This is a genomic window from Dactylosporangium sp. NPDC006015 (assembly GCF_040614215.1).
In the GTDB taxonomy this organism is placed as follows: Bacteria; Actinomycetota; Actinomycetes; order Mycobacteriales; family Micromonosporaceae; genus Dactylosporangium; species Dactylosporangium maewongense.
In genome coordinates this window covers 528,747-548,780 of record NZ_JBEXUD010000001.1, presented here as the reverse complement: position 1 = coordinate 548,780, position 20,034 = coordinate 528,747, and the positions used below count along the sequence as shown (strand labels likewise).

Sequence of the window (20,034 nt, the reverse complement as noted above, 5' to 3'; positions counted from 1 at the left end):
CAGTACGGGGGTGCTACGGGTGATGCTTCGGGTGGTGCTTCGGTGGTGCACTGAAGATGATCCTGCGTGGGCCGACCTGGCGCCACTGCAGGCCCCGGAGCGCGTCGTCTGGGAGGATTCCTGCCATGGAGTCGTACATCGTCTTCGGCCTGGTGCTGCTCGTCGTGGTGATCGGGGCGACCCTCGCGCTGGTAGCGCCCCGTTTCCGCAAGCCACCGACCCTCCCACCGGCGCAGAAGCCGACCGTCACCCCTCCCACCAAGCAGGTGCCGCCCGCCCCGCCGAAGGCGCCGCCGGTGAAGACCGTGCCGCCGCCGGTGAAGGCCCCGCCGCCCGTCGTGCAGGCGCCGCCGCCGACCGTGGAGGCGCCGCCGCCGGTGGTCGAGGCCCCGCCGCCCGTCGAGGTCCCGCCGGTCGAGGTGCCCGAGCCGACCGCCGGGCGGCTGGTGCGGCTGCGGGCCAGGCTGTCGCGCTCGCAGAACGTGTTCGGCAAGGGGCTGCTCGCGCTGCTGTCGCGGGACAAGCTCGACGACGACACCTGGGACGAGGTCGAGGAGACCCTGATCGGCGCCGACGTCGGCGTCGCCGCGACCACGGAGATCGTCGGGAAGCTGCGCGAGCGGGCCCGGGTGCACGGCACCGCGACCGCCTCGGAGCTGCGCGGGATGCTCGCCGACGAGCTGGTCGCCGCACTGCAGCCGGACCTGGACCGCAGCCTCGCCGCCACCGCCCGCGACGGGCGCCCGGCGGTGCTGCTCGTCGTCGGCGTCAACGGCGCCGGCAAGACCACCACCTGCGGCAAGATCGCGCGGGTGCTGATCGCCGACGGTCACACGGTGCTGCTGGGCGCGGCCGACACGTTCCGCGCCGCCGCCACCGAGCAGCTCGCGACCTGGGGCAGCCGGGTGGGCGCCGAGGTGGTCCGGGGCCCGGAGGGTGCGGATCCGGCGTCGGTGGCGTTCGACGCGGTCAAACGGGGTATCGATACGAGTGTGGACACCGTGCTGATCGACACCGCCGGCCGGCTGCAGAACAAGGTCGGCCTGATGGACGAGCTGGGCAAGGTCAAGCGCGTCGTGGAGAAGCACGGGCCGGTCGACGAGACCCTGCTGATCCTCGACGCCACCACCGGGCAGAACGGGCTGGAGCAGGCGCGGGTGTTCACCGAGGTGGTCGACGTCACGGGCGTGGTGCTCACCAAGCTCGACGGCACCGCCAAGGGCGGGATCGTCATCGCCGTCCAGCGCAAACTGGGCATCCCGGTGAAGCTGGTCGGCCTCGGCGAGGGCCCCGACGATCTGGCGCCCTTCGATGCCCGGCAGTTCGTCGACGCACTCGTTGGCACGGACGCGTAACCTCGACGGAAGCACAGTCGGAAAGCACGGCAAGGCGAAGCTCGATCGGGACGCGAAGGACGACACGTGACGCAGCAGGAGATCCCCCTCCACGGCGGAAACACCTCCGTCGTGGTGCGCTCGGGAGACACCGTGCGCCGCAACGCCGGACCCTGGACGCCGGCGGTGCATGCGCTGCTGCGGCACCTGGAGTATGTCGGGTTCACCGGCGCGCCTCGGGCGTTCGGCATCGACGAGCGGGGCCGCGAGGTCCTGTCCTACCTGGAGGGCGAGCCGGGTAGCTATCCGCTCGCCCCGCACTGGGTGACCGACGAGGCGATGGTCACCGTGGCGACCATGCTGCGGATGTTCCACGACGCGCAGGCCGGGTTCCGCCCGGCGCCCAACGCGGTGTGGCGCTCCTTCGGCCCGCCGCCGCCGGACACCGAGGTCATCTGCCACCACGACGCGGCGCCGCACAACGTGATCTGGCGGCCCGACGGGACGCTGTCGCTGATCGACTTCGACCTCGCCTCGCCGGGCGCCAGGATCTACGACGTCGCCTATGCCGCGTGGACCTGGGTGCCGCTCTTCTCCGACCGCGACTCCTACACGCTCGGCTGGAAGCGGCCGAACCGGCCGCGGCGGCTGCGCATGTTCGCCGACGCGTATGGGCTGACCCCGCGTGACCGGCACCGCCTCGTGCGCGTCATCCGGAAACGGATTGTCGATCACATCGAGGGAATTCGACGCATGGCGGCCGCGGGAGACCCCGCTTTCGTGCGGATCGTGCACAAGGGACATCTCCGTCGTCCGGTCCGTGACCTGCGGCTCATCGACTATGAACGGCACACGCTCGAATACGCCCTTCGATAGGGCTATTTGTGTGTGTGAGCGTTTCTTCACACGCTGGAAACATGACGTGACGCCTTAGAAATCGCTCAGCGCCGGTGCGCGAAACGTGAGCCCTGGAAGCTCTCGCGCAACCGGCTGGAAGGGCGACGCTGCTTTTCAGGTCGGGAGGGAGGATCTCGACTACTAGGAGGCCAGCGTGCCTGAAGCGACCATCGATACCGGCAACACCGCTTGGTTGCTGGTTTCGACAGCGCTTGTGCTGCTCATGACGCCGGGTCTGGCACTGTTCTACGGTGGCCTGAACCGTTCCAAGGGCGTCCTCAACATGATGATGATGAGCTTCTCGACCATCGGGCTCGTCAGCATCCTCTGGCTGTTCTACGGCTTCTCGGCCTCGTTCGGCACGGACAGCCTGGGTGGCTTCATCGGTAACCTCGGCGACTACATGGGCTCCAAGACCTACACGGACCTGTTCTGGGGCGCCACGGACGAGAACCCGTCCGGCATCGGCATCCCGACCTACGTCTTCATGGTCTTCCAGATGACGTTCGCCGTCATCACGGTCGCCCTGATCAGCGGTGCGATCGCCGACCGGGCCAAGTTCGCCGGCTGGCTGCTGTTCGCGTTCGGCTGGGCCACGCTCGTCTACTTCCCCGTCGCCCACAACGTGTGGGGCGGCGGCTGGATCTTCCAGAAGCTGCACCCGCTCGACTTCGCCGGTGGCACCGCCGTCCACATCAACGCCGGTGCGGCAGCGCTCGGCGTGGCGCTGGTCCTCGGCAAGCGCATCGGCTGGCCGCGGGAGAGCATGAAGCCGCACAACGTGCCGTTCGTCGCCCTCGGCGCCGGTCTGCTGTGGTTCGGCTGGTTCGGCTTCAACGCGGGCTCCGAGCTCACGGTCGACGGCGTGACCGGCCTCGCGTTCGTCAACACCCAGGTCGCGACCGCCGCAGCGGTGCTCGGCTGGGTCATCGTCGAGTGGATCCGTGACCGGAAGCCGACCCTGGTCGGTGCCTCGTCCGGCGCCATCGCCGGTCTGGTCGCGATCACCCCCGCCTGTGGCTTCATCGACTCGTGGGCCGCGGTCCTGCTCGGCCTGGCCGCCGGTATCGTCTGCGCCCTCGCGGTGAGCCTCAAGTACCGCTTCGGCTTCGACGACTCGCTCGACGTCGTGGGCGTCCACTTCGTCGGCGGCTGGCTCGGCTCCCTGGCGCTGGGCTTCTTCGCCAACTCGGACATCAACTCGGCGATCACCGACGTCGTCGGCGCCAAGGACGGCCTGTTCTTCGGCGGCGGCGCGGCCCAGCTGGGCGCGCAGGCCGGTGCGAGCGCCATCGTGACGGTCTACTCCTTCGCGATCGCCTTCGTCCTCGCCTTCATCATCGAGAAGACGATCGGGTTCCGGGTCAGCGCGGAGGCCGAGGTCGAGGGCATCGACATCTCGGAGCACGCGGAGAGTGGTTACGATCTCCACAACCCGGGTGGTGGCGGCGGCTCGACCAGCGCCTTCGCCATGGCGGGGATCGGTGGAGGCGCAAGTGCACCGGCGGCACCGGCGGCGCCGGCCCCGGTGGAAAAAGTTGTCGGTTAGCGTCGAGGGATGACGGAGGGAATGGGCATGAAGCTGGTGACCGCGGTCATCAAGCCGTATCAGCTCGACGCGGTGAAAGAGGCCCTGCACGCGCTTGGCGTGGCCGGCCTGACCGTGAGCGAGGTTCAGGGATACGGGCGTCAGAAGGGCCACACCGAGGTCTACCGCGGTGCGGAGTACACGGTGGAGTTCGTCCCGAAGATCCGCGTCGAGATCGTCACCGACGAGCTGGACTTCGAGAAGGTCGTGGACGCCATCGTCACCGCCGCCCGCACCGGCAAGATCGGTGACGGCAAGGTCTGGGTCACCTCGGTCGACGAGGTCATCCGGGTCCGCACCGGCGAGCGCGGCCTCGACGCGCTGTAGCCGGCACACGTGACGCAACTTCCGGCGCCCGCCCCGGTTCTTTCCACCGGGGCGGGCGCCGCCGCGCGAGCCTCGCGCTCGGCGGCCCTCGACTCCTGGCTCGCGGATGTCTACACGTCGGCGGGCGGTGCCGCTGAAGGCGCCGCGCTGGTCGCCGTCGGCGGCCTCGGCCGCCGCGAATGCGCCCCGCGCAGCGACCTCGATCTCGTCCTGCTCCACTCCGCCGGGGCCGCCGGGGCCGCCGGGGCCGCGGACGAGGTCGGCACGCGGATGTGGTACCAGATCTGGGACGCCAAGTTCGCGCTCGACCACTCCACCCGGACCCCCGAGCAGGCCCTGGAGCTGGCCCAGAAAGACCTGAAGGTGGCGCTCGGGCTGCTCGACGCCCGGCTCGTCGCCGGCGACGGCCGCCTGCTGGACCGCCTGCACGCCGACGCCGTCGCGCAGTGGCGGCGCGAGGCCCGGCACCTGCTGCCCGCGCTGCGCGCGCTCACCCAGGCCCGCTGGGACGCCCACGGCGAGCTGGCCTTCCTGCTCGAAGGCGACGTCAAGGAGTCCCGGGGCGGCCTGCGCGACGTGGGCGTGCTGCGCGGCATCGGCTTCGCCGGCGTCGCCGACGGTCCCCGGCCGGCGGTTCGCGGCGCGTACCGCACCCTCCTCGACGTCCGCGACGCGCTGCACGCCGTGCGGGGGCGCCGCGTCGACCGGCTGCTCGCCCAGGACCGCGACGAGGTCGCCGAGCTGCTCGACCTCGGCGACCGTGACGAGGTGCTGCGGCGCATCGCGGAGGCGGCCCGCACCATCGCCTACGCCAGCGACGACGCCTGGCGCGCGGTCGAGCGCTGGTCCTCGCCGGCAACCCGCGGCCACGCCGGGCGCCGTCCCCTCGCCCGAGACGTCGTCGAGCAGCACGGCGAGGTCGTCCTCGCGCGGGCGGCCGTGACGCCGCGGCCCGACCCGTCGCTGCCGCTGCGCGTCGCCGCCGCCGCGGCCCGCGCCGACCTGCCGATCGCGCACGCGACGCTGGAGTGGCTCGGCCAGTTCGCCGCGCCGATGCCGCAGCCGTGGCCGGCGCCGGCCCGCGACGCCCTGCTCACGCTCCTGGGCAGCGGCCCGTCGATGATCTCGATCTGGGAGGCGTGCGACCGGTACGGGCTGGTCGTGAACTGGCTGCCCGAGTGGGCCCGGATCCGCAGCCTGCCCCAGCACAACCCGGTGCACCTGTTCACCGTCGACCGGCACCTGGTCGAGACCGCCCGGCACGCCGCGAAGCTGTCCCGCGACGTCGACCGCCCCGACCTGCTGGTGCTCTGCGGCCTGCTGCACGACATCGGCAAGGGCCTGCCCGGCGACCACAGCACCGTCGGCGCGCCGATCGCCGCCGACATCGCCGCCCGCCTCGGCCTGCCGCCCATCGACGTCGACCTGGTCGAGAGGGTCGTCCGGCTGCACCTGCTGCTGCCGGACACGGCGACCCGCCGCGACCTCAGCGACCCGCGGACGATCGCCGGGGTCGCCGGGGCCGTCGGCGACCACTCGACCCTGGCCGTGCTGCACTCGCTCGCCCGCGCCGACGCCGCCGCGACCGGGCCCGCCGCCTGGTCCGACTGGAAGGGCCGGCTCATCACCGAGCTGGTCCGGCACGTCGAGCGGGCCCTGGACACCGGGGTGGTCGCGGCGCCGCCGTCGCCGGCCGCCGCGCTGCCCGTCGCCGGCAAGCTGCCCGCGGTGCACGTCGACACCGACGTCGTGTCGGTGACCGCGCAGGACCGGCGCGGGCTGCTCGCCGCGGTGGCCGGCTGCCTGTCGCTGCACCGCCTCGACGTGGTGGCCGCCGACACGGTCAGCACGGGTGACCTGGCCAGGATGGTCTGCGCCGTCCAGCCGCGGTACGGCGGGGAGGTCGACCGGGAGGCGGTCGCCAGCGACCTGCGCCGCGCCGTGCTGGGCGAGCTGCCCGTCGCCGAGCGGCTCGCGGCCCGGGAGCGCTCCGCCAGGCAGCGCAACACCGTCCCGCCGCGCGTGGTGTGGCAGCCGGCGAGCGCCGCCACCGCCGCCACCGTCCTGGAGCTGCGCGCATCCGACACGCCGGGGCTGCTCTTCCGGGTCGCGCACGCCCTGGAGGACGTCGGCGCCGACGTGCGCTCGGCCCGCATCTCGACCCTCGGCGGCGAGGTCGTCGACGCCTTCTACCTGGCCGGGGAGCTGTCCGCGGACGACCGCGCCCGGGTGGCGGACGCGGTGCTGCAGGCGGCGACGCCCGGGTAGCGTCGGTTACCCTTTGCAGCAGCGCCTACCTCGAGGACGGATTCGTCGTGTTTGACACCCTGAGTGATCGGCTCTCCGGCATCTTCACGAAGCTGAAGGGCAAGGGTCGGCTCACCGAGGCGGATGTCGACGCCACCGCGCGGGAGATCCGCCTCGCGCTGCTCGAGGCCGACGTCGCGCTGCCGGTGGTGAAGGACTTCATCGCCCGGCTCAAGGAGCGCGCCCGCGGCGCCGAGGTGTCCAAGGCCCTCAACCCGGCCCAGCAGGTCATCAAGATCGTCCACGAGGAGCTGGTCGCGACGCTCGGCGGCGAGGCGCGCCGGCTGCAGTTCGCCAAGACCGCGCCGACCGTGATCATGCTCGCCGGCCTCCAGGGCTCCGGCAAGACCACCCTGGCGGGCAAGCTCGCCCGCTGGCTCAAGGCGCAGGGCCACCAGCCGCTGCTCGTCGCCTGTGACCTCCAGCGCCCCAATGCCGTCAACCAGCTGCAGGTCCTCGGTGGCCGGGCCGGCGTCGAGGTCTACGCGCCGCAGCCGGGCAACGGCGTCGGCGACCCGGTCAGCGTCGCCCGCGAGTCGATCGAGCACGCCCGCCGCCAGATGCGCGACATCGTGATCGTCGACACCGCCGGCCGGCTCGGCATCGACGCCGAGATGATGCAGCAGGCCGCCGACATCCGCGACGCCGTCGACCCCGACGAGGTCATCTTCGTCATCGACGCGATGATCGGTCAGGACGCGGTCACCACCGCCCAGGCCTTCCGCGACGGCGTCGGCATCACCGGAGTCGTGCTGTCCAAGCTCGACGGCGACGCCCGCGGTGGTGCGGCGCTCTCCGTCCGCCACGTCACCGGCCAGCCGATCATGTTCGCGTCGACCGGTGAGAAGCTCGAGGACTTCGACGTCTTCCACCCCGACCGGATGGCCTCGCGCATCCTCGGCATGGGTGACGTGCTCACGCTCATCGAGCAGGCCGAGGCCGCCTTCGAGGACGACCAGAAGGAGCGGATGGCCGCCAAGCTCATGGGCGGCGAGACGTTCACCCTGGAGGACTTCCTCGAGCAGCTGCAGGCCGTGCGGCGGATGGGCCCGATCGCCAACGTGCTGGCCATGATGCCGGGCATGGGGCAGATGAAGGACCAGATCGCCGAGATCGACGACAAGCACTTCGACAAGGTGACGGCGATCATCCGCTCGATGACCCCCGGCGAGCGCACCAACCCCAAGATCCTCAACGCGTCGCGCCGGGTGCGCATCGCCAACGGCTCCGGCGTTACCGTCACCGACGTCAACCAGCTGCTCAACCGCTTCGCCGACGCGCAGAAGATGATGAAGCAGATGAGCGGCATGATGGGCATGCCCGGCACGCGCCGCAAGGCCACCAAGTCGCCGAAGAACAAGCGCAAGGGCGGCAAGAGCGGCGGTGGCGGCGCCCGCCAGCCCCGGCTCGGCGGCGGCGTGCCGCAGCTGCCGCCCGGCTTCGACCCGGCGGCCATGGACCCGAATGCGGCGGGGCTGCCGGCCGGCTTCAAGCTGCCGAAGCTCGACTTCTCGAAGCTGCAGAAGCGTGACGGACAGTCCTGAGGCGCTGCACGTCCGGGGCGTTCTCCTCCCGGACGACACGCAGACCGACATCTGGCTCGTCGGCGACCGGGTGACGCTGTCACCCGTGCCGGGTGCCGTGACCGTCGCCGACGGCGGCTTCGTGTTGCCGGGGCTCGTCGACGCGCACTGCCACCTGGGCATCGCGCCGGGCGGGCACCCGTCCGCCGGCGTCGCCGCCGCCCGGGAGCTGGCGCTGGTCGACCGTGCCGCGGGCGTGCTCGCGATCCGTGACGCGGGGTCGCCCATCCCGTACCCGATGCTCGACGACGACCCGGAGATGCCCCGGCTGGCCAGGGCGGGCCGGCACGTGGCGCCGCCGAAGCGCTACCTGCGCGACATCGGCGTCGAGGTCGGCGCAGCGTCGCTCGCCGAGGAGGTCACCCGGCAGGCCGGGCTCGGCAATGGCTGGGTGAAGCTCGTCGGCGACTGGATCGACCGGGGCGTCGGCGACCTCGCCCCAGCCTGGGACCTGGACGCGATGGCCGGCGCGGTCGCCGCCGCGCACGCCGCCGGTGCCCGCGTGGCCGTCCACACGTTCGCCGAGGAGTCCGTCGCGGCGCTGGTCCGCGCGGGCGTCGACTCCGTCGAGCACGGCACCGGCCTGTCGCTCGACGACATCGATCTCATGGCTCAGCAGCGGACCGCGCTCGTCCCGACGATGATCAACATCGCGACCTTCGGCGGGATCGCCGCGACCGCCTCCGCCAAGTTCCCGGCGTACGCCCAGCACATGCTCGACCTGAGGGACCGTTTCCCATCGGTGGTGCGGGCGGCGCACGAGGCGGGAGTGCCGATCTACGTCGGCAGTGACGCCGGTGGCGGCATCGCCCACGGGCTCGCCGCCCAGGAGATGCTGCTGCTGCACCGCGAGGCCGGCATGCCGTCGCTCGACGTGCTGCGGGCCGGCTCCTGGGGTGCCCGCGAGTGGCTGGGCTTCCCGGGCCTCGTCGAAGGCGGCCTCGCCGACCTGGTGGTCTACGACGGCGACCCGCGCGCCGACCTCACGGAGCTGCTCCGGCCCCGCCGGATCGTCCTCAAGGGCCGGGTCGTCAGGTGACGCTGAGCCCCGGGCGGGCCGTGCTGCACCGGCATTTCGCCCGTGACACGCTCGTCTGGGCGCCGCTGGCCAGGGTCGTCGCCGACGACGAGCTCGGGCTGCGCCTGTGGATGGCGACCGGCAGCCCGCTCATCCGCGAGGTCACCACCGACGGCCGGGGGCCGCGGGACATGCCCTTCGCCGAGTGGGTGCTCGCGCCGAAGAAGATCATCCAGGATGTGTACCGGGGGCCGAGCACACTCAAGTTCAACCCGCGTGGCGCCGCGTACTCGGTGTGGTGGCTGTTCGACCCCGCCGGTCGCTTCCGGGCCTGGTACGTCAACCTGGAGGAGCCGTCCGTCACGTGGGACGACGGCGCCGTGGCCGGCATCGACCTGACCGACCAGGACCTGGACATCTGGGTCTGGCCCGACCGGCGCTGGGACTGGAAGGACGAGGACGAGCTCAACGAGCGCCTCGCCTTCCCCGAGCACTACTGGGTGGGCGACGCCGAGGCGGTCTGGGAGCAGGGACGGCAGGTCGTGCCGGCGATCGAGGCCGGCGCGTGGCCCTTCGACGGCACCTGGACCGACTTCCGGCCGCCGGCCGGCTGGAGCATCCCCCCGCCCGTCGCTGAGGGCTGGGACCGACCGAGGGAGCGTCGTTGAGCGTTCAGCGGGGGCCGACCGACGCAGCGCCGTCGAGCGTCAGGTTCACGCCCGGGCAGGTCATCGTGCACCGCAACGTGCGCCTGGGCCGGATCGGCTGGGTCCGGCCGGCCCGGGTCGTCTCCGACGACGAGCGCGGCCTGCTGCTGTGGGTCGCCCGGGGCACCCCGGTGGTCAACGAGGTCTCCGGCGACGGCTTCGGCATGCGCACGATGCCCTTCGCCGAGTTCGTGACCCGGGGCACGGCGCTGAAGCACGGCACCTGGGACGGGCCCGGCGTGCTCAAGCTGCACCGGCCCGGCGACCCGGCGCACTCGGTCTGGTGGTTCCACGACGAGCGGGACCGCTTCAAGAACTGGTACGTCAACCTGGAGCGCCCGGCGGTCCGCTGGAGCGACGAGGGCGGCGCGTCCGGCGTCGACGTCACCGACTGGGACCTCGACATCGTGGCGGCTCCGGACCGGACCTGGCACTGGAAGGACGAGGAGGAGTTCCTGGAGCGCCTCGCCCTGCCGGAGCACTACTGGGTGCCCGACGAGGCCTTCGTGCGGGCCGAGGGTGAGCGGGTCGTGAAGGAGATCGAGGCGGGCGAGTTCCCGTTCGACGGCACGTGGACCGACTTCACCCCGCCGGCGAACTGGACGGTCCCGGATCTTCCGCAGGGTTGGGACCGCGGTTTTTGCGGTGGGTAGCGGGTCTGGCACAATGGATTGCTGGTATCAGGTTTCGCGTCGAGCCCTCTAACCCGGCGTCGGGTCCTTTCCATCAGAGCAGCCGAAGGCGCCAATCCCCACGGTGTCCGGACGTTCGCTCGGCTTCCACACAGATCCAGGAGCGAGCAACCAAGTGGCCGTCAAGATCCGGCTCCTGCGGATGGGCAAGATCCGCAACCCGCAGTACCGCATCGTCATCGCCGACTCGCGCACCAAGCGTGACGGTCGGGCGATCGAGTTCGTCGGGCTCTACCACCCGAAGGAGGAGCCCTCGCGCATCGAGGTCAACTCCGAGCGCGTCCAGCACTGGCTGTCGGTCGGCGCGCAGCCGAGCGAGGCCGTGCGGGCGATCCTCTCCAAGACCGGTGACTGGCAGAAGTTCAAGGGTCTGCCCGCGCCGGCCGAGCCGCTGAAGGTCAAGGCCGCCGCGCCGGACCGCCGCGCCACCTACGAGGCCGAGGCGCAGGTCGCCGCCGGTCTCGCCGAGGCGCCGAAGGCGAAGAAGGCCGAGCCGAAGAAGAAGTCCGAGGCTCCGGCGGCCGAGGCCCCGGCCGAGGCCCCGGCCGCGCAGGCTGAGGAGCAGACCGGTGCCGGCGCCGGCGCGGAGGCCTGACGTGTTGCGCCCCGCGCTGGAGCACCTGGTCAAGGGCATCGTCGACAACCCTGACGATGTCCGCGTCCGCATGGTCGACTCCCGTCGCGGTCAGCGCCTCGAGGTCCGGGTCAACCCGGAGGACCTCGGCACGGTGATCGGTCGCGGTGGTCGCACCGCGAAGGCGCTGCGCCAGGTGATCACGTCGATCGGTGGTCGCGGCGTCCGCGTCGAGATCGTCGACGCGTACTGATCCATGTTCCTCGTCGTCGGTCAGATATTCCGTGCGCACGGCGTCCGCGGCGAGGTCGTCGTGGACATCCGCACGGATGATCCGGCAGATCGTTTCGCCGTCGGGTCGGTCCTGGTGACCGACTCGACGGCGGTCCGGCATCTGCAGAAGGTCCCGGCCGGTGCCTGGCGCCCGCCGGCGACCCTCACCGTCGAGTCGGTCCGCCCGCACCAGGGCCGGCTGCTCGTCGTGTTCGAGGGCATCTACGACCGTAACCTCGCCGAGGACATGCGCGGCGTGCTGCTCTGCGTCGACAGCGCCGACATCCCCGCCCCGACGGACCCCGACGAGTTCAACGACCACGACCTCGTCGGTCTCTCGATCGTCGACGCGGCGGGGGAGAAGGTCGGCGAGCTGCTGCGCATCGACCACGCCCCGGCGCACGACCTGCTCGTCGTGCGGCTGGTCGACGGGCGGACCGGCCTCGTGCCGTTCGTCCGCGAGATCGTGCCCGAGGTCGACGTGCCGGGTGGGCGGATCGTCATCACCCCGCCGGAAGGCCTCTTCGACCTATGAGGGTCGACGTCGTCACGATCTTCCCGGAGTATCTCGCCCCGCTCGACCTGTCGCTCATCGGCAAGGCCCGCCGCACCGGGATCCTCGAGCTCGCCGTGCACGACCTGCGGACCTGGACGCACGACGTGCACCGCACCGTCGACGACACGCCGTATGGCGGAGGTCCGGGCATGGTGATGCGGCCCGAGCCGTGGGGGCAGTGCTTCGACGACCTCGCGTCGCCTTCCACGCATCTCGTCGTTCCCACGCCCGCCGGTGCGCCGTTCACACAGGACCTCGCACGCGCGTTTTCTTCGGACGCGCACCTTCTGTTTGCCTGTGGGCGATATGAGGGGATCGACCAGCGGGTGATCGACCACGCGGCCACCCGGATGCGGGTGAGCGAGGTCTCGCTCGGCGACTACGTCCTGTTCGGCGGCGAGGTCGCCGTGCTGGTCGTCATGGAGGCGGTGACCCGGCTGCTGCCGGGCGTGCTCGGCAACGCCGACTCCCTGGTGGAGGAGTCACACTCCGCCGGTGTACTGGAAGCGCCCATGTACACGAAGCCGCCGACCTGGCGGGGGCTGGACGTGCCCGAGGTGCTGCGCTCCGGCGACCATGGCAAGATCGCCCGCTGGCGGCGCGAGGAGGGGCTGCGGCGCACCGCCGCGCAGCGTCCGGACCTGCTCTCGCATCTTGAGGGGACCGGATTTCAGATTCCGGGTGTCGATGTGGCAAAGTAGTGGGGTTGCTGCGGGCCGACGGCTGCGCACCTCCTGATCATCTTTACGTTCGCGCGCCATGGATTCGGGCGTGCCTTGAGTGACGAGGAACTGCCGCGATGAACACGCTGGACGCGCTCGACGCAATGTCGCAGCGGACCGATCTCCCGAGCTTCCGCGCCGGTGACACCGTCAAGGTGCACGCGCGGGTCGTCGAGGGCAACCGGTCCCGGGTCCAGGTCTTCCAGGGCGTCGTGATCCGTCGCCAGGGCGACGGCCTGCGCGAGACCTTCTCGGTCCGGAAGGTGAGCTTCGGCGTCGGCGTCGAGCGCACCTACCCGGTCAACAGCCCCGCCGTCGACCGGATCGAGGTCGTCACCCGCGGTGACGTGCGCCGGGCCAAGCTCTACTACCTGCGCGACCTCCGTGGCAAGAAGGCCAAGATCAAGGAGAAGCGCGAGACCAAGGTCGGCTGAGCCGCACCCTGATCGACTTCCGACGAGGAGGACCCGTCCACGGGCCCTCCTCGTCGTCGTTCGCCTGAAGCTCGCTTTCCGGTCAACCGGCGCCGGGCTCCCCATTTTGGTCTTGTGCCTCTAGGCTGACGCCGATGGCAAGCGACTACGGCCGCGATGGTTACGACGATCGCGGCGATGACATACACCCACGCCGCCGCCCCCTGGATCAGGAGGGCGGGGAGCGTGGGCGTCCTGGTTTCGGCGGCAACACCTACCCGGAGCACGACTACTGGGGCCAGACGCAGGCGGGGCAGTCCCAGCAGGCGTTCGACGCCTGGGGGCGGCACCGTGGTGGTGACCCGGACCGGGATGATCAGCGCGGCGGTGACTGGAACCGGCCCGCCCGGTCCTGGGACGACGACCCGCACGGCGACCGCGGTCGCGACTCCGGCCGGGGCCGGTGGGACCGCGACGAGCCGCCGGTCGTGCGCGACCGCGCGTTCGAGGACCGGGGCTACGCCGACCAGGGCTACGGCGACCGTGGGCGCGACGGCGGGGGCTATGACGACCGCGGCTATGACCAGCGGGGCCGCGACGACCGCGGCCATGACGCGCAGGGTTACGACACGCGCGGCTACAACCGCCGCGGCTACGACGACCGTGGCTATGACGACCGTGGGTACGACGACCGCGACGGCTACGACGACCGCCGCTCCGGCGAGCAGGGCTCGTACCGGGGCCGGGGCGCGTCCGCCGGCCGCCGCGGCGCCTACGACGACGACAGCTCCGCCGCCTCGTGGAGCAGCAAGGTCCGCAAGAAGCGCAAGAACATGCCGCTGTGGCAGGAGCTGCCGCTGCTGCTGATCGTCGCGTTCTGCCTGGCGGTGCTCATCCGCACGTTCCTCGTGCAGGCGTTCTTCATCCCGTCCGGCTCGATGGAGAACACCCTCCTCGTCGGCGACCGGGTGCTGGTCAACAAGGTGCTCTACGACGTCCGCGAGCCTCAGCGCGGCGAGGTCGTCGTGTTCGAGGGCCCGGCCAACTGGGCGCCGGAGAACCAGGTCGACAAGGACGCCGGCTTCTTCGCCGAGCTCGGCCGCACGGTCGGCGACCTGGTCGGCTTCAGCCAGCCCGGCGAGAAGGACTTCATCAAACGGGTCATCGGCCTGCCCGGCGACACCGTCTCCTGCTGCGACGTGCAGGGCCGCGTCTTCGTCAACGGCTACCCGCTGGACGAGTCCGCGTATGTCTACGAGGACTCACCCCTGGACGCCACCCCCAACCCGAAGCAGTGCACGGCGCGCCGCTTCGGCCCGATCAAGGTCGAGCCGGGGCAGATGTTCGTGATGGGCGACCACCGCGGCGTCTCGCAGGACTCCCGCTGCCAGGGGCAGGTGCCGATCGACAACGTCATCGGCCGGGCCTTCGTCATCCTGTGGCCGAGCGGGCGGTGGGCCTGGCTGCCGGTGCCGGACACATTCAAGAACGTGCCGAAGAGCGCTTCGGCCTCGGTCGGCCCGCGGGTCACCAGAACGCCTGATTTACCTTTGGTGCCCGATATGGTGCTTGCACCACTCGCGGTGACTCTCACGGTTTCGACCCGTTCGGCGCGTCAGGAGCGGTTGAGACGTCGCCAATGGTGACGAGCACGTACCCTTCAGGGCGTGATTGACGAGCAGACCAAGCGCCCCAACACGTTTTGGCGCGAGTTGCCAGTGCTGCTGGGCGTGGCGATCATCGTCGCCGTCGTGGTGCGGGCATTCGTCCTTCAGACGTTCTACATCCCGTCCGAGTCGATGGAGAACACCCTCCTCATCCGCGACCGCGTGCTCGTCAACAAGCTCGTCTACGACTTCCGCTCCCCGCACCGGGGTGAGGTGATCGTCTTCGAGGCGCCCGCGTCGTGGCGCAACGACCCGTCCGAGGAGGACTTCATCAAGCGGGTCATCGCGACCGGCGGCGACCACGTCGTGTGCTGCGACGACAAGCAGCGGATCACCATCAACGGCAAGGCCCTCGACGAGACCTACATCTACGCCGACGAGAACGGGCTGCAGGATCTCCCCAGCGAGGAGCAGTTCGACGTCACGGTGCCGGCCGGGCGGCTGTGGGTGATGGGCGACCACCGGTCGAGATCGGGCGACTCGCGGTACAACTTCGTCCGGTACAAGGACCCCGTCCAGGCGACGATCCCCGAGGACAACGTCGTGGGCAGGGCGTTCGTGGTGTTCTGGCCCTTCTCCAGGGCGAAATGGCTCAGCGTGCCGGAGACCTTCGACAAGGTGCCGGCGCCGACTGCGAAGTGAGACGTCGTAATCTCGTCGTATGACCCACGACGGGGGACACATCGACCGCCGGGCCGCGCGGGTGCTCCTGCTCGACCCGGACGGCCGCGTGCTCATGCTGCACGGGTGGGACCCCGCGCGCCCGTCTCACACGTACTGGTTCACCGTGGGCGGCGGCGTGGAGCCGGGCGAGACGCTGCTGGACGCCGCCGTGCGGGAGCTGTTCGAGGAGACCGGGCTGCTGTTCGCGGCGGCGGACCTGGTCGGCCCGGTGCGCAGCGACACGGTGTCGTTCCCGTTCGACGGTTCGTGGTTCTCGCAGGAGCAGTCGTTCTTCGTGGCCCGTGCTGTTTCCACGGCGGTCGACCTGTCCCGGCTCAACGAGGTGGAGCAGGGCTGCATCGACGAGGCCCGGTGGTGGTCCGTCGACGCGCTGTCCAGCTCGGGCGAGCGCTTCTACCCGCCGGACCTGCCGTCCCTGCTGCGGGAGGTGGCGTGATGCTGGCGCCTCCCCGCACCGTCGTGCACCGTGCCGCCGGGCTGTGGGCCCTGGAGCGGGCGCTGCAGCGGCGCGGCTTCGAGCGGGTCGCCGGCGCTGACGAGGCCGGCCGGGGCGCCTGCGCCGGGCCGCTCGTGGTTGCCGCGGTCATCCTCCCGCAGGGCCGCCGCGGCGAGATCGACGAGCTCAACGACTCGAAGCTGCTCACCGCCGCCGCCCGGGAGCGGATCTACGACGAGGTCGTCGCCCGGGCCCTCGCCTGGTCCGTGGTGATCATCCCGCCGGGTGAGATCGACCGCCGGGGGCTGCACGTGTCCAACCTTGCCGGCATGCGGCGCGCCTTGGCCGGCCTCGCCGAGCGCCCCGACTACGCCCTCACCGACGGCTTCCGGGTCGACGGGCTCGGCACGCCCGGCCTCGCCGTGTGGAAGGGTGACCAGGTCGCCGCCTGTGTGGCGGCGGCGAGCGTGGTGGCGAAGGTCACCCGGGACCGGATCATGCGGGGGCTGCACGCCACGCACCCTGAATACGGCTTCGACGAGCACAAAGGGTATTGCACGCCGGTGCACCAGGCGGCGCTCGTTGCGCACGGGCCGTGCACCGAGCATCGTTTCTCCTACGCGAACGTGGCGGCGGTGGGGCAGCGGAGGCAAAGGCGCGGTAACGTCGGCGTGGCGCCCGGCGTGGCCGCGACGGTGCCGGCGCAAGTGGGCGACAATGTGGCTATGGAAGGCGGACCGCGATGAGCGCCGAGGATCTCGAGAAGTACGAAACCGAGATGGAGCTCCAGCTCTACCGGGAGTATCGCGACATCGTCCGCCAGTTCTCGTACGTGGTGGAGACCGAGCGCCGGTTCTACCTGGCCAACCAGGTCGATCTGCACGTGCGCAACTCCGACGGCGAGGTCTACTTCGAGGTCGAGATGCACGACGCGTGGGTCTGGGACATGTATCGTCCTGCCCGGTTCGTGAAGAACGTCCGGGTGATGACCTTCAAGGACGTCAACGTCGAGGAGCTGGAGAAGCCCGACATCTCGCTGCCCGACAACGGCTTCGGAGGCTGACGCTGCCCGCCCGCTTGTCCACAAGGCCTCTGTTGTCCACAGGTCGGTGGGCCGGCGGGTGAGGGGGCGGGTGGGATCGGCATAGCTTCGTCGCATGCCGTTCCGCTTCTTGGCGCTGGTACTGGTAGCGCTGTCGTTCGCTGTTCCCGCTGTCGCCCCTGGCGCTCCCGCGCGTGCCGCACCGGCGGTGCCCGACGGTGGCCCGGGGGCGTTTCGCTGGCCGCTGGGGCCGCCGGTGGCGGTGGTCCGCCGGTTCGAGCCGCCACCCGGACCGTATGGTGCCGGACATCGCGGCGTGGATCTGCGCGGCTCCCCGGACGCCGTGGTGCACAGCGCGGGCCCCGGGGTGGTCGCGTTCGCCGGGATGGTCGCCGGGCGGCCGGTGGTGAGCGTGTCGCACCCGGGCGGGCTGCGCACGACCTACGAGCCCGTGGACCCCTCCGTGAAGGCCGGCACCGTCGTCTCCGCCGGCACCCCGCTCGGCACGCTGCGGCCCGGCCACGCCGGCTGCCCGGCGGCCGCCTGCCTGCACTGGGGGCTGCGCTCCGGGGAGGTGTATCTCGACCCGCTGACGCTGCTGCGCCGCGGCCGGGTCCGGCTCCTGCCGCGCTAGCGGCGCAGCAGCTTGGGCAGGCCCTCCACGAGGCGCTGGAAGTCGTCCTCGCGGTTGTAGACCTGCGCCGACAGCCGCAGGTAGCCGCGGCCGCGCCAGGCGGCGAGCCCGACCTCGGTGGCGAGCTCGTCGGAGATCCTGCGGCGCAGGGCGGTGGCCGCCGCCGGCTCCGTCACCGCGCCCTGGGGCAGCGGCACGACGGTCATCGGCAGCCCGGTCCGCGGCGGCACGGCCTCGCCGAGGGCCTCGGCGAGCAGTGCCTGGCCGTGCTCGGCGAGCGCGGTGTTGTGCCGGTGCACCGCGTCGAGGCCGAGGGAGCGCAGCACGAAGAGGCCCGTCGGCGCGGCGAGCCACGGCGTGTAGTCGCGCGCGCCCAGCCACTCCAGGCTGTCGGGGAAGCCGGCGTCCTGGTTCCAGGACACGACCAGCGACTGGAGCCGCCCCCGCCAGCGCGGCGCCACCGACAGCAGTGCCGTGCCGCGGGGTGCGTAGGCCCACTTGTGCAGGTTGCCGACCCAGAAGTCGGCGCCGATGCCGGCGACCGGGTCGGGCAGGATGCCGGGCGCGTGCGCCGCGTCGACCAGGACCGCGGCCCGCTCGCCGGCGCGGCCGCGGACCGCCTCGACGATCCTGCGGACCGGCAGGACCCGCGCGGTCGCCGCGGTGATGTGGTCGACGACCACCAGCCGCGTCCTGCCGGTGACGGCGTCGAGGACCGCCTCGACCGCGGCGTCGTCGTCGGGGGCGAGCGGCATGCGGGCCACCCTCCGGCTCGCGCCGGTCCGGCGGCAGAAGGCGTCCACGGCGAGGTCGACGGCGCCGTAGCCGTGGTCGGTGGTGACGATCTCGTCGCCGCTGCCGAGGCTCCCGCCGTCGTCGCCGTCGCCGCCATCGCCGCCGCCGAGCGCGGCGAGGACCGTGGACGTGCCGGTCGTGGCGTTGTCGACGAGGGCCGTCAGGTCGGGGTCGGCGCCGACGAACGCGGCGAGGTGCCGGCGCACGTGCGCGATGCGCTCCTCCAGGCCGACGCTGAAGAACCGTGGCGGGTTGGCCTCGACCTCGTCGCGCAGCCGCTGCTGGGCCCGCTGCACCGGGATCGGCACCAGGCCGAAGGAGCCGTGGTTGAGCTGCGCGACCGCCGCGTCGTTGGAGAACAGCAGGCGTGCGCCGGGAATCGGCTCCGGAGCGGACATATCCACGATCTTAAGGTCCTGCGCCGCCCTTCCGGGTCGCGTTGCCGGAGTCAGGCGCGGGGGTGGGCCTGCTCGTACGCGGACCGGAGCCGCTCGATCGACACGTGGGTGTAGATCTGGGTGCTGGCCAGCGAGGCGTGCCCCAGCAGCTCCTGCACCGAGCGCAGGTCGGCGCCGCCCTCGAGCAGGTGGGTCGCGGCGGAGTGGCGCAGGTCGTGCGGGGAGGTGTGCGGCAGGCCGGTCGCCCTGGCGTGCCCGTCGACGAGGCGCCGGGCGGCCGCGGGCTGCAGGCGGCCGCCGCGCGCGCCGAGGAGCAGCGCCGCGCCGCTCGCGGGGCCGGCGAGGGCCGGGCGGCCGCTGCGCAGCCACTCGGTCAGCGCCTGCTCGGCGGGCAGCCCGTAGGGCACCGCGCGTTCCTTGTCACCCTTGCCGATGACCCGCACGACGCGGCGCATCCGGTCGACGTCGCCGACGTCCAGGCCGCACAGCTCGCTGACCCGGATGCCGGTGGCGTACAGCAGCTCCAGCACCAGCCGGTCGCGCAGCCCCACGGCGTCGTCGCGGCCCGCGGGGGCGGTCACGAGCGTCTCGGCCTGGTCGGCGCGCAGCACGGTCGGCAGGTCGCGGTGCGCCTTCGGGCTGGCGAGGCGCTGGCCCGGGTCGGTGGCGAGCAGGCCCTCGCGGTGGGCCCAGGCGGTGAACGTCCGCGCGGCGGCGGCGTGCCTGGCCAGGCTGGCACGGGCGGCGCCGGCCGCGCGCCGGCGGGCGAGCCAGCCGCGCAGCACCGCCAGCGTCAGCTCGCCCGGGGCGGTCGCGCCAGCGCGGGAGGCGTGGTCGAGCAGGGAGACGACGTCGCCGACGTACGCGCGGACGGTGTGCTCGGAGCGGTTGCGCTCGGCGGCGAGGTGGCGGGCGAAGTCGTCGACCGCCGTGCGCATGCCGTCCGGTAGCGCTTCGTGCTGCTCCGCGACGCCGGTCGTCTGCGGCGGAGCTGGTCTTCTCGTCATTTGCGACGGAGTTGGTCTTCGAGGAACCGCTCGATCAGGCCCCGGACGACCGCCGCCATCGTGAAACCGTGCTCGGCGCACCAGGCGCGCAGCTCGGCGTGCCGCTCGGTCGGCAGGCGAAACGTGACGAGCTGGCTCTCCTCGCCCACCGGCAGGGCGCCGCCGAGGGCGTTGTTCAGCACGCCGGCGCGCATCTCGACGGCTGCGGCGAGCAGGTTGCCGCCGCCGACCTGGGCCGGCGTGCCGCGGTCGAGGAGCCAGACGGTGATCTCCTGGCGGGTTGGGGCGGGGAGCGTCTCGAGCAGCTCCACGAGCTTGTCGGCAGGGGCAGTCATGCCACCAACGATAGTGCCCGCTATCGCTGTGCGATATCGCCTTGA

Annotated in this window: 23 protein-coding genes; 20 read left to right on the top strand and 3 right to left on the bottom strand. The window is 71.9% G+C overall.

Features of this window, described 5'->3' with window-relative positions:
* The first annotated feature begins 125 nt into the window (after positions 1–125).
* The 20 genes from ftsY to ABZ321_RS02400 all read left to right on the top strand — a co-directional run bounded on the left by ftsY (position 126) and on the right by ABZ321_RS02400 (position 17,454).
* A complete protein-coding gene (ftsY, locus tag ABZ321_RS02495; protein WP_354888750.1) occupies positions 126–1,355 on the top strand; it encodes a signal recognition particle-docking protein FtsY in 1,230 nt (409 codons plus the stop codon).
* 66 nt (positions 1,356–1,421) lie between these two features.
* The gene (locus ABZ321_RS02490; RefSeq protein WP_344507958.1) at positions 1,422–2,210 is read left to right on the top strand and encodes an aminoglycoside phosphotransferase family protein; all 789 of its coding nucleotides are present in this window, start codon (positions 1,422–1,424) and stop codon (positions 2,208–2,210) included.
* 175 nt (positions 2,211–2,385) lie between these two features.
* On the top strand, positions 2,386–3,780 hold the full coding sequence (locus tag ABZ321_RS02485) for an ammonium transporter (RefSeq protein WP_344507956.1): 1,395 nt from the start codon (positions 2,386–2,388) through the stop codon (positions 3,778–3,780).
* Positions 3,781–3,807: 27 nt separating this feature from the next.
* Positions 3,808–4,146, top strand: coding sequence for a P-II family nitrogen regulator (locus ABZ321_RS02480; RefSeq protein ID WP_033358035.1), 339 nt, complete (start codon positions 3,808–3,810; stop codon positions 4,144–4,146).
* 9 nt (positions 4,147–4,155) lie between these two features.
* On the top strand, positions 4,156–6,414 hold the full coding sequence (locus tag ABZ321_RS02475; RefSeq protein ID WP_354888746.1) for a [protein-PII] uridylyltransferase: 2,259 nt from the start codon (positions 4,156–4,158) through the stop codon (positions 6,412–6,414).
* 47 nt (positions 6,415–6,461) lie between these two features.
* Entirely contained in the window at positions 6,462–7,997 is a 1,536-nt protein-coding gene (gene ffh / locus ABZ321_RS02470; RefSeq protein ID WP_344507952.1) for a signal recognition particle protein, read from the top strand.
* Positions 7,981–9,075, top strand: a complete 1,095-nt coding sequence (locus ABZ321_RS02465) for an amidohydrolase family protein (protein WP_354888743.1) — start codon at positions 7,981–7,983, stop codon at positions 9,073–9,075. Before ffh ends, ABZ321_RS02465 begins: the two co-directional genes overlap by 17 nt.
* Positions 9,072–9,722 (top strand): DUF402 domain-containing protein, encoded by a 651-nt coding sequence (locus ABZ321_RS02460; RefSeq protein WP_354888740.1) that lies wholly within the window; start codon positions 9,072–9,074, stop codon positions 9,720–9,722. Before ABZ321_RS02465 ends, ABZ321_RS02460 begins: the two co-directional genes overlap by 4 nt.
* Positions 9,719–10,414 (top strand): DUF402 domain-containing protein, encoded by a 696-nt coding sequence (locus ABZ321_RS02455; RefSeq protein ID WP_354888737.1) that lies wholly within the window; start codon positions 9,719–9,721, stop codon positions 10,412–10,414. The genes ABZ321_RS02460 and ABZ321_RS02455 overlap by 4 nt, the downstream gene beginning before the upstream one ends.
* 154 nt (positions 10,415–10,568) lie before the next feature.
* Positions 10,569–11,048 carry a 30S ribosomal protein S16 gene (gene rpsP, locus ABZ321_RS02450; RefSeq protein ID WP_344507947.1) on the top strand — a complete coding sequence of 160 codons (480 nt, stop codon included), beginning with the start codon at positions 10,569–10,571 and terminating at the stop codon, positions 11,046–11,048.
* Positions 11,023–11,280, top strand: coding sequence for an RNA-binding protein (locus ABZ321_RS02445; protein WP_033357826.1), 258 nt, complete (start codon positions 11,023–11,025; stop codon positions 11,278–11,280). The genes rpsP and ABZ321_RS02445 overlap by 26 nt, the downstream gene beginning before the upstream one ends.
* A gap of 3 nt (positions 11,281–11,283) precedes the next feature.
* On the top strand, positions 11,284–11,835 hold the full coding sequence (gene rimM, locus ABZ321_RS02440; protein WP_344507945.1) for a ribosome maturation factor RimM: 552 nt from the start codon (positions 11,284–11,286) through the stop codon (positions 11,833–11,835).
* Positions 11,832–12,557: a tRNA (guanosine(37)-N1)-methyltransferase TrmD gene (trmD, locus tag ABZ321_RS02435; protein ID WP_354888733.1), complete on the top strand. Its 726-nt coding sequence runs from the start codon at positions 11,832–11,834 to the stop codon at positions 12,555–12,557. Before rimM ends, trmD begins: the two co-directional genes overlap by 4 nt.
* A gap of 98 nt (positions 12,558–12,655) precedes the next feature.
* Positions 12,656–13,012: a 50S ribosomal protein L19 gene (rplS, locus tag ABZ321_RS02430; protein WP_344507941.1), complete on the top strand. Its 357-nt coding sequence runs from the start codon at positions 12,656–12,658 to the stop codon at positions 13,010–13,012.
* A gap of 812 nt (positions 13,013–13,824) precedes the next feature.
* Positions 13,825–14,637, top strand: coding sequence for a signal peptidase I (lepB, locus tag ABZ321_RS02425; RefSeq protein WP_344508182.1), 813 nt, complete (start codon positions 13,825–13,827; stop codon positions 14,635–14,637).
* A gap of 21 nt (positions 14,638–14,658) precedes the next feature.
* Positions 14,659–15,300: a signal peptidase I gene (gene lepB / locus ABZ321_RS02420; RefSeq protein ID WP_344507940.1), complete on the top strand. Its 642-nt coding sequence runs from the start codon at positions 14,659–14,661 to the stop codon at positions 15,298–15,300.
* Between the two features lie 19 nt (positions 15,301–15,319).
* Positions 15,320–15,778, top strand: a complete 459-nt coding sequence (locus ABZ321_RS02415; protein ID WP_354888729.1) for an NUDIX domain-containing protein — start codon at positions 15,320–15,322, stop codon at positions 15,776–15,778.
* Entirely contained in the window at positions 15,778–16,524 is a 747-nt protein-coding gene (locus ABZ321_RS02410) for a ribonuclease HII (protein WP_354888726.1), read from the top strand. Before ABZ321_RS02415 ends, ABZ321_RS02410 begins: the two co-directional genes overlap by 1 nt.
* Positions 16,521–16,841: a DUF2469 domain-containing protein gene (locus ABZ321_RS02405; protein ID WP_033357832.1), complete on the top strand. Its 321-nt coding sequence runs from the start codon at positions 16,521–16,523 to the stop codon at positions 16,839–16,841. Before ABZ321_RS02410 ends, ABZ321_RS02405 begins: the two co-directional genes overlap by 4 nt.
* A gap of 94 nt (positions 16,842–16,935) precedes the next feature.
* A complete protein-coding gene (locus ABZ321_RS02400; RefSeq protein WP_344507935.1) occupies positions 16,936–17,454 on the top strand; it encodes a M23 family metallopeptidase in 519 nt (172 codons plus the stop codon).
* Here ABZ321_RS02400 and ABZ321_RS02395 read toward each other — a convergent pair.
* The 3 genes from ABZ321_RS02395 to ABZ321_RS02385 are packed head-to-tail and all read right to left on the bottom strand — an operon-like array spanning position 17,451 to position 19,989.
* The gene (locus ABZ321_RS02395; RefSeq protein WP_354888721.1) at positions 17,451–18,647 is read right to left on the bottom strand and encodes an aminotransferase class V-fold PLP-dependent enzyme; all 1,197 of its coding nucleotides are present in this window, start codon (positions 18,645–18,647) and stop codon (positions 17,451–17,453) included. The genes ABZ321_RS02400 and ABZ321_RS02395 overlap by 4 nt on opposite strands.
* A gap of 50 nt (positions 18,648–18,697) precedes the next feature.
* Entirely contained in the window at positions 18,698–19,654 is a 957-nt protein-coding gene (locus ABZ321_RS02390) for a tyrosine recombinase XerC (protein WP_344507931.1), read from the bottom strand.
* Positions 19,651–19,989: a hypothetical protein gene (locus ABZ321_RS02385; protein WP_354888718.1), complete on the bottom strand. Its 339-nt coding sequence runs from the start codon at positions 19,987–19,989 to the stop codon at positions 19,651–19,653. Before ABZ321_RS02385 ends, ABZ321_RS02390 begins: the two co-directional genes overlap by 4 nt.
* Between the last annotated feature and the right edge of the window lie 45 nt (positions 19,990–20,034).

Coding starts and splice junctions, on each gene's coding strand:
- ftsY (WP_354888750.1), top strand. CDS start 126: ATGGAGTCGTACATCGTCTTCGGCCTGGTGCTGCTCGTCGTGGTGATC.
- ABZ321_RS02480 (WP_033358035.1), top strand. CDS start 3,808: ATGAAGCTGGTGACCGCGGTCATCAAGCCGTATCAGCTCGACGCGGTG.
- rimM (WP_344507945.1), top strand. CDS start 11,284: ATGTTCCTCGTCGTCGGTCAGATATTCCGTGCGCACGGCGTCCGCGGC.
- trmD (WP_354888733.1), top strand. CDS start 11,832: ATGAGGGTCGACGTCGTCACGATCTTCCCGGAGTATCTCGCCCCGCTC.
- rplS (WP_344507941.1), top strand. CDS start 12,656: ATGAACACGCTGGACGCGCTCGACGCAATGTCGCAGCGGACCGATCTC.
- lepB (WP_344508182.1), top strand. CDS start 13,825: ATGCCGCTGTGGCAGGAGCTGCCGCTGCTGCTGATCGTCGCGTTCTGC.
- ABZ321_RS02415 (WP_354888729.1), top strand. CDS start 15,320: ATGACCCACGACGGGGGACACATCGACCGCCGGGCCGCGCGGGTGCTC.
- ABZ321_RS02410 (WP_354888726.1), top strand. CDS start 15,778: ATGCTGGCGCCTCCCCGCACCGTCGTGCACCGTGCCGCCGGGCTGTGG.
- ABZ321_RS02405 (WP_033357832.1), top strand. CDS start 16,521: ATGAGCGCCGAGGATCTCGAGAAGTACGAAACCGAGATGGAGCTCCAG.
- ABZ321_RS02400 (WP_344507935.1), top strand. CDS start 16,936: ATGCCGTTCCGCTTCTTGGCGCTGGTACTGGTAGCGCTGTCGTTCGCT.
- ABZ321_RS02395 (WP_354888721.1), bottom strand. CDS start 18,647: ATGTCCGCTCCGGAGCCGATTCCCGGCGCACGCCTGCTGTTCTCCAAC.
- ABZ321_RS02390 (WP_344507931.1), bottom strand. CDS start 19,654: ATGACGAGAAGACCAGCTCCGCCGCAGACGACCGGCGTCGCGGAGCAG.
- ABZ321_RS02385 (WP_354888718.1), bottom strand. CDS start 19,989: ATGACTGCCCCTGCCGACAAGCTCGTGGAGCTGCTCGAGACGCTCCCC.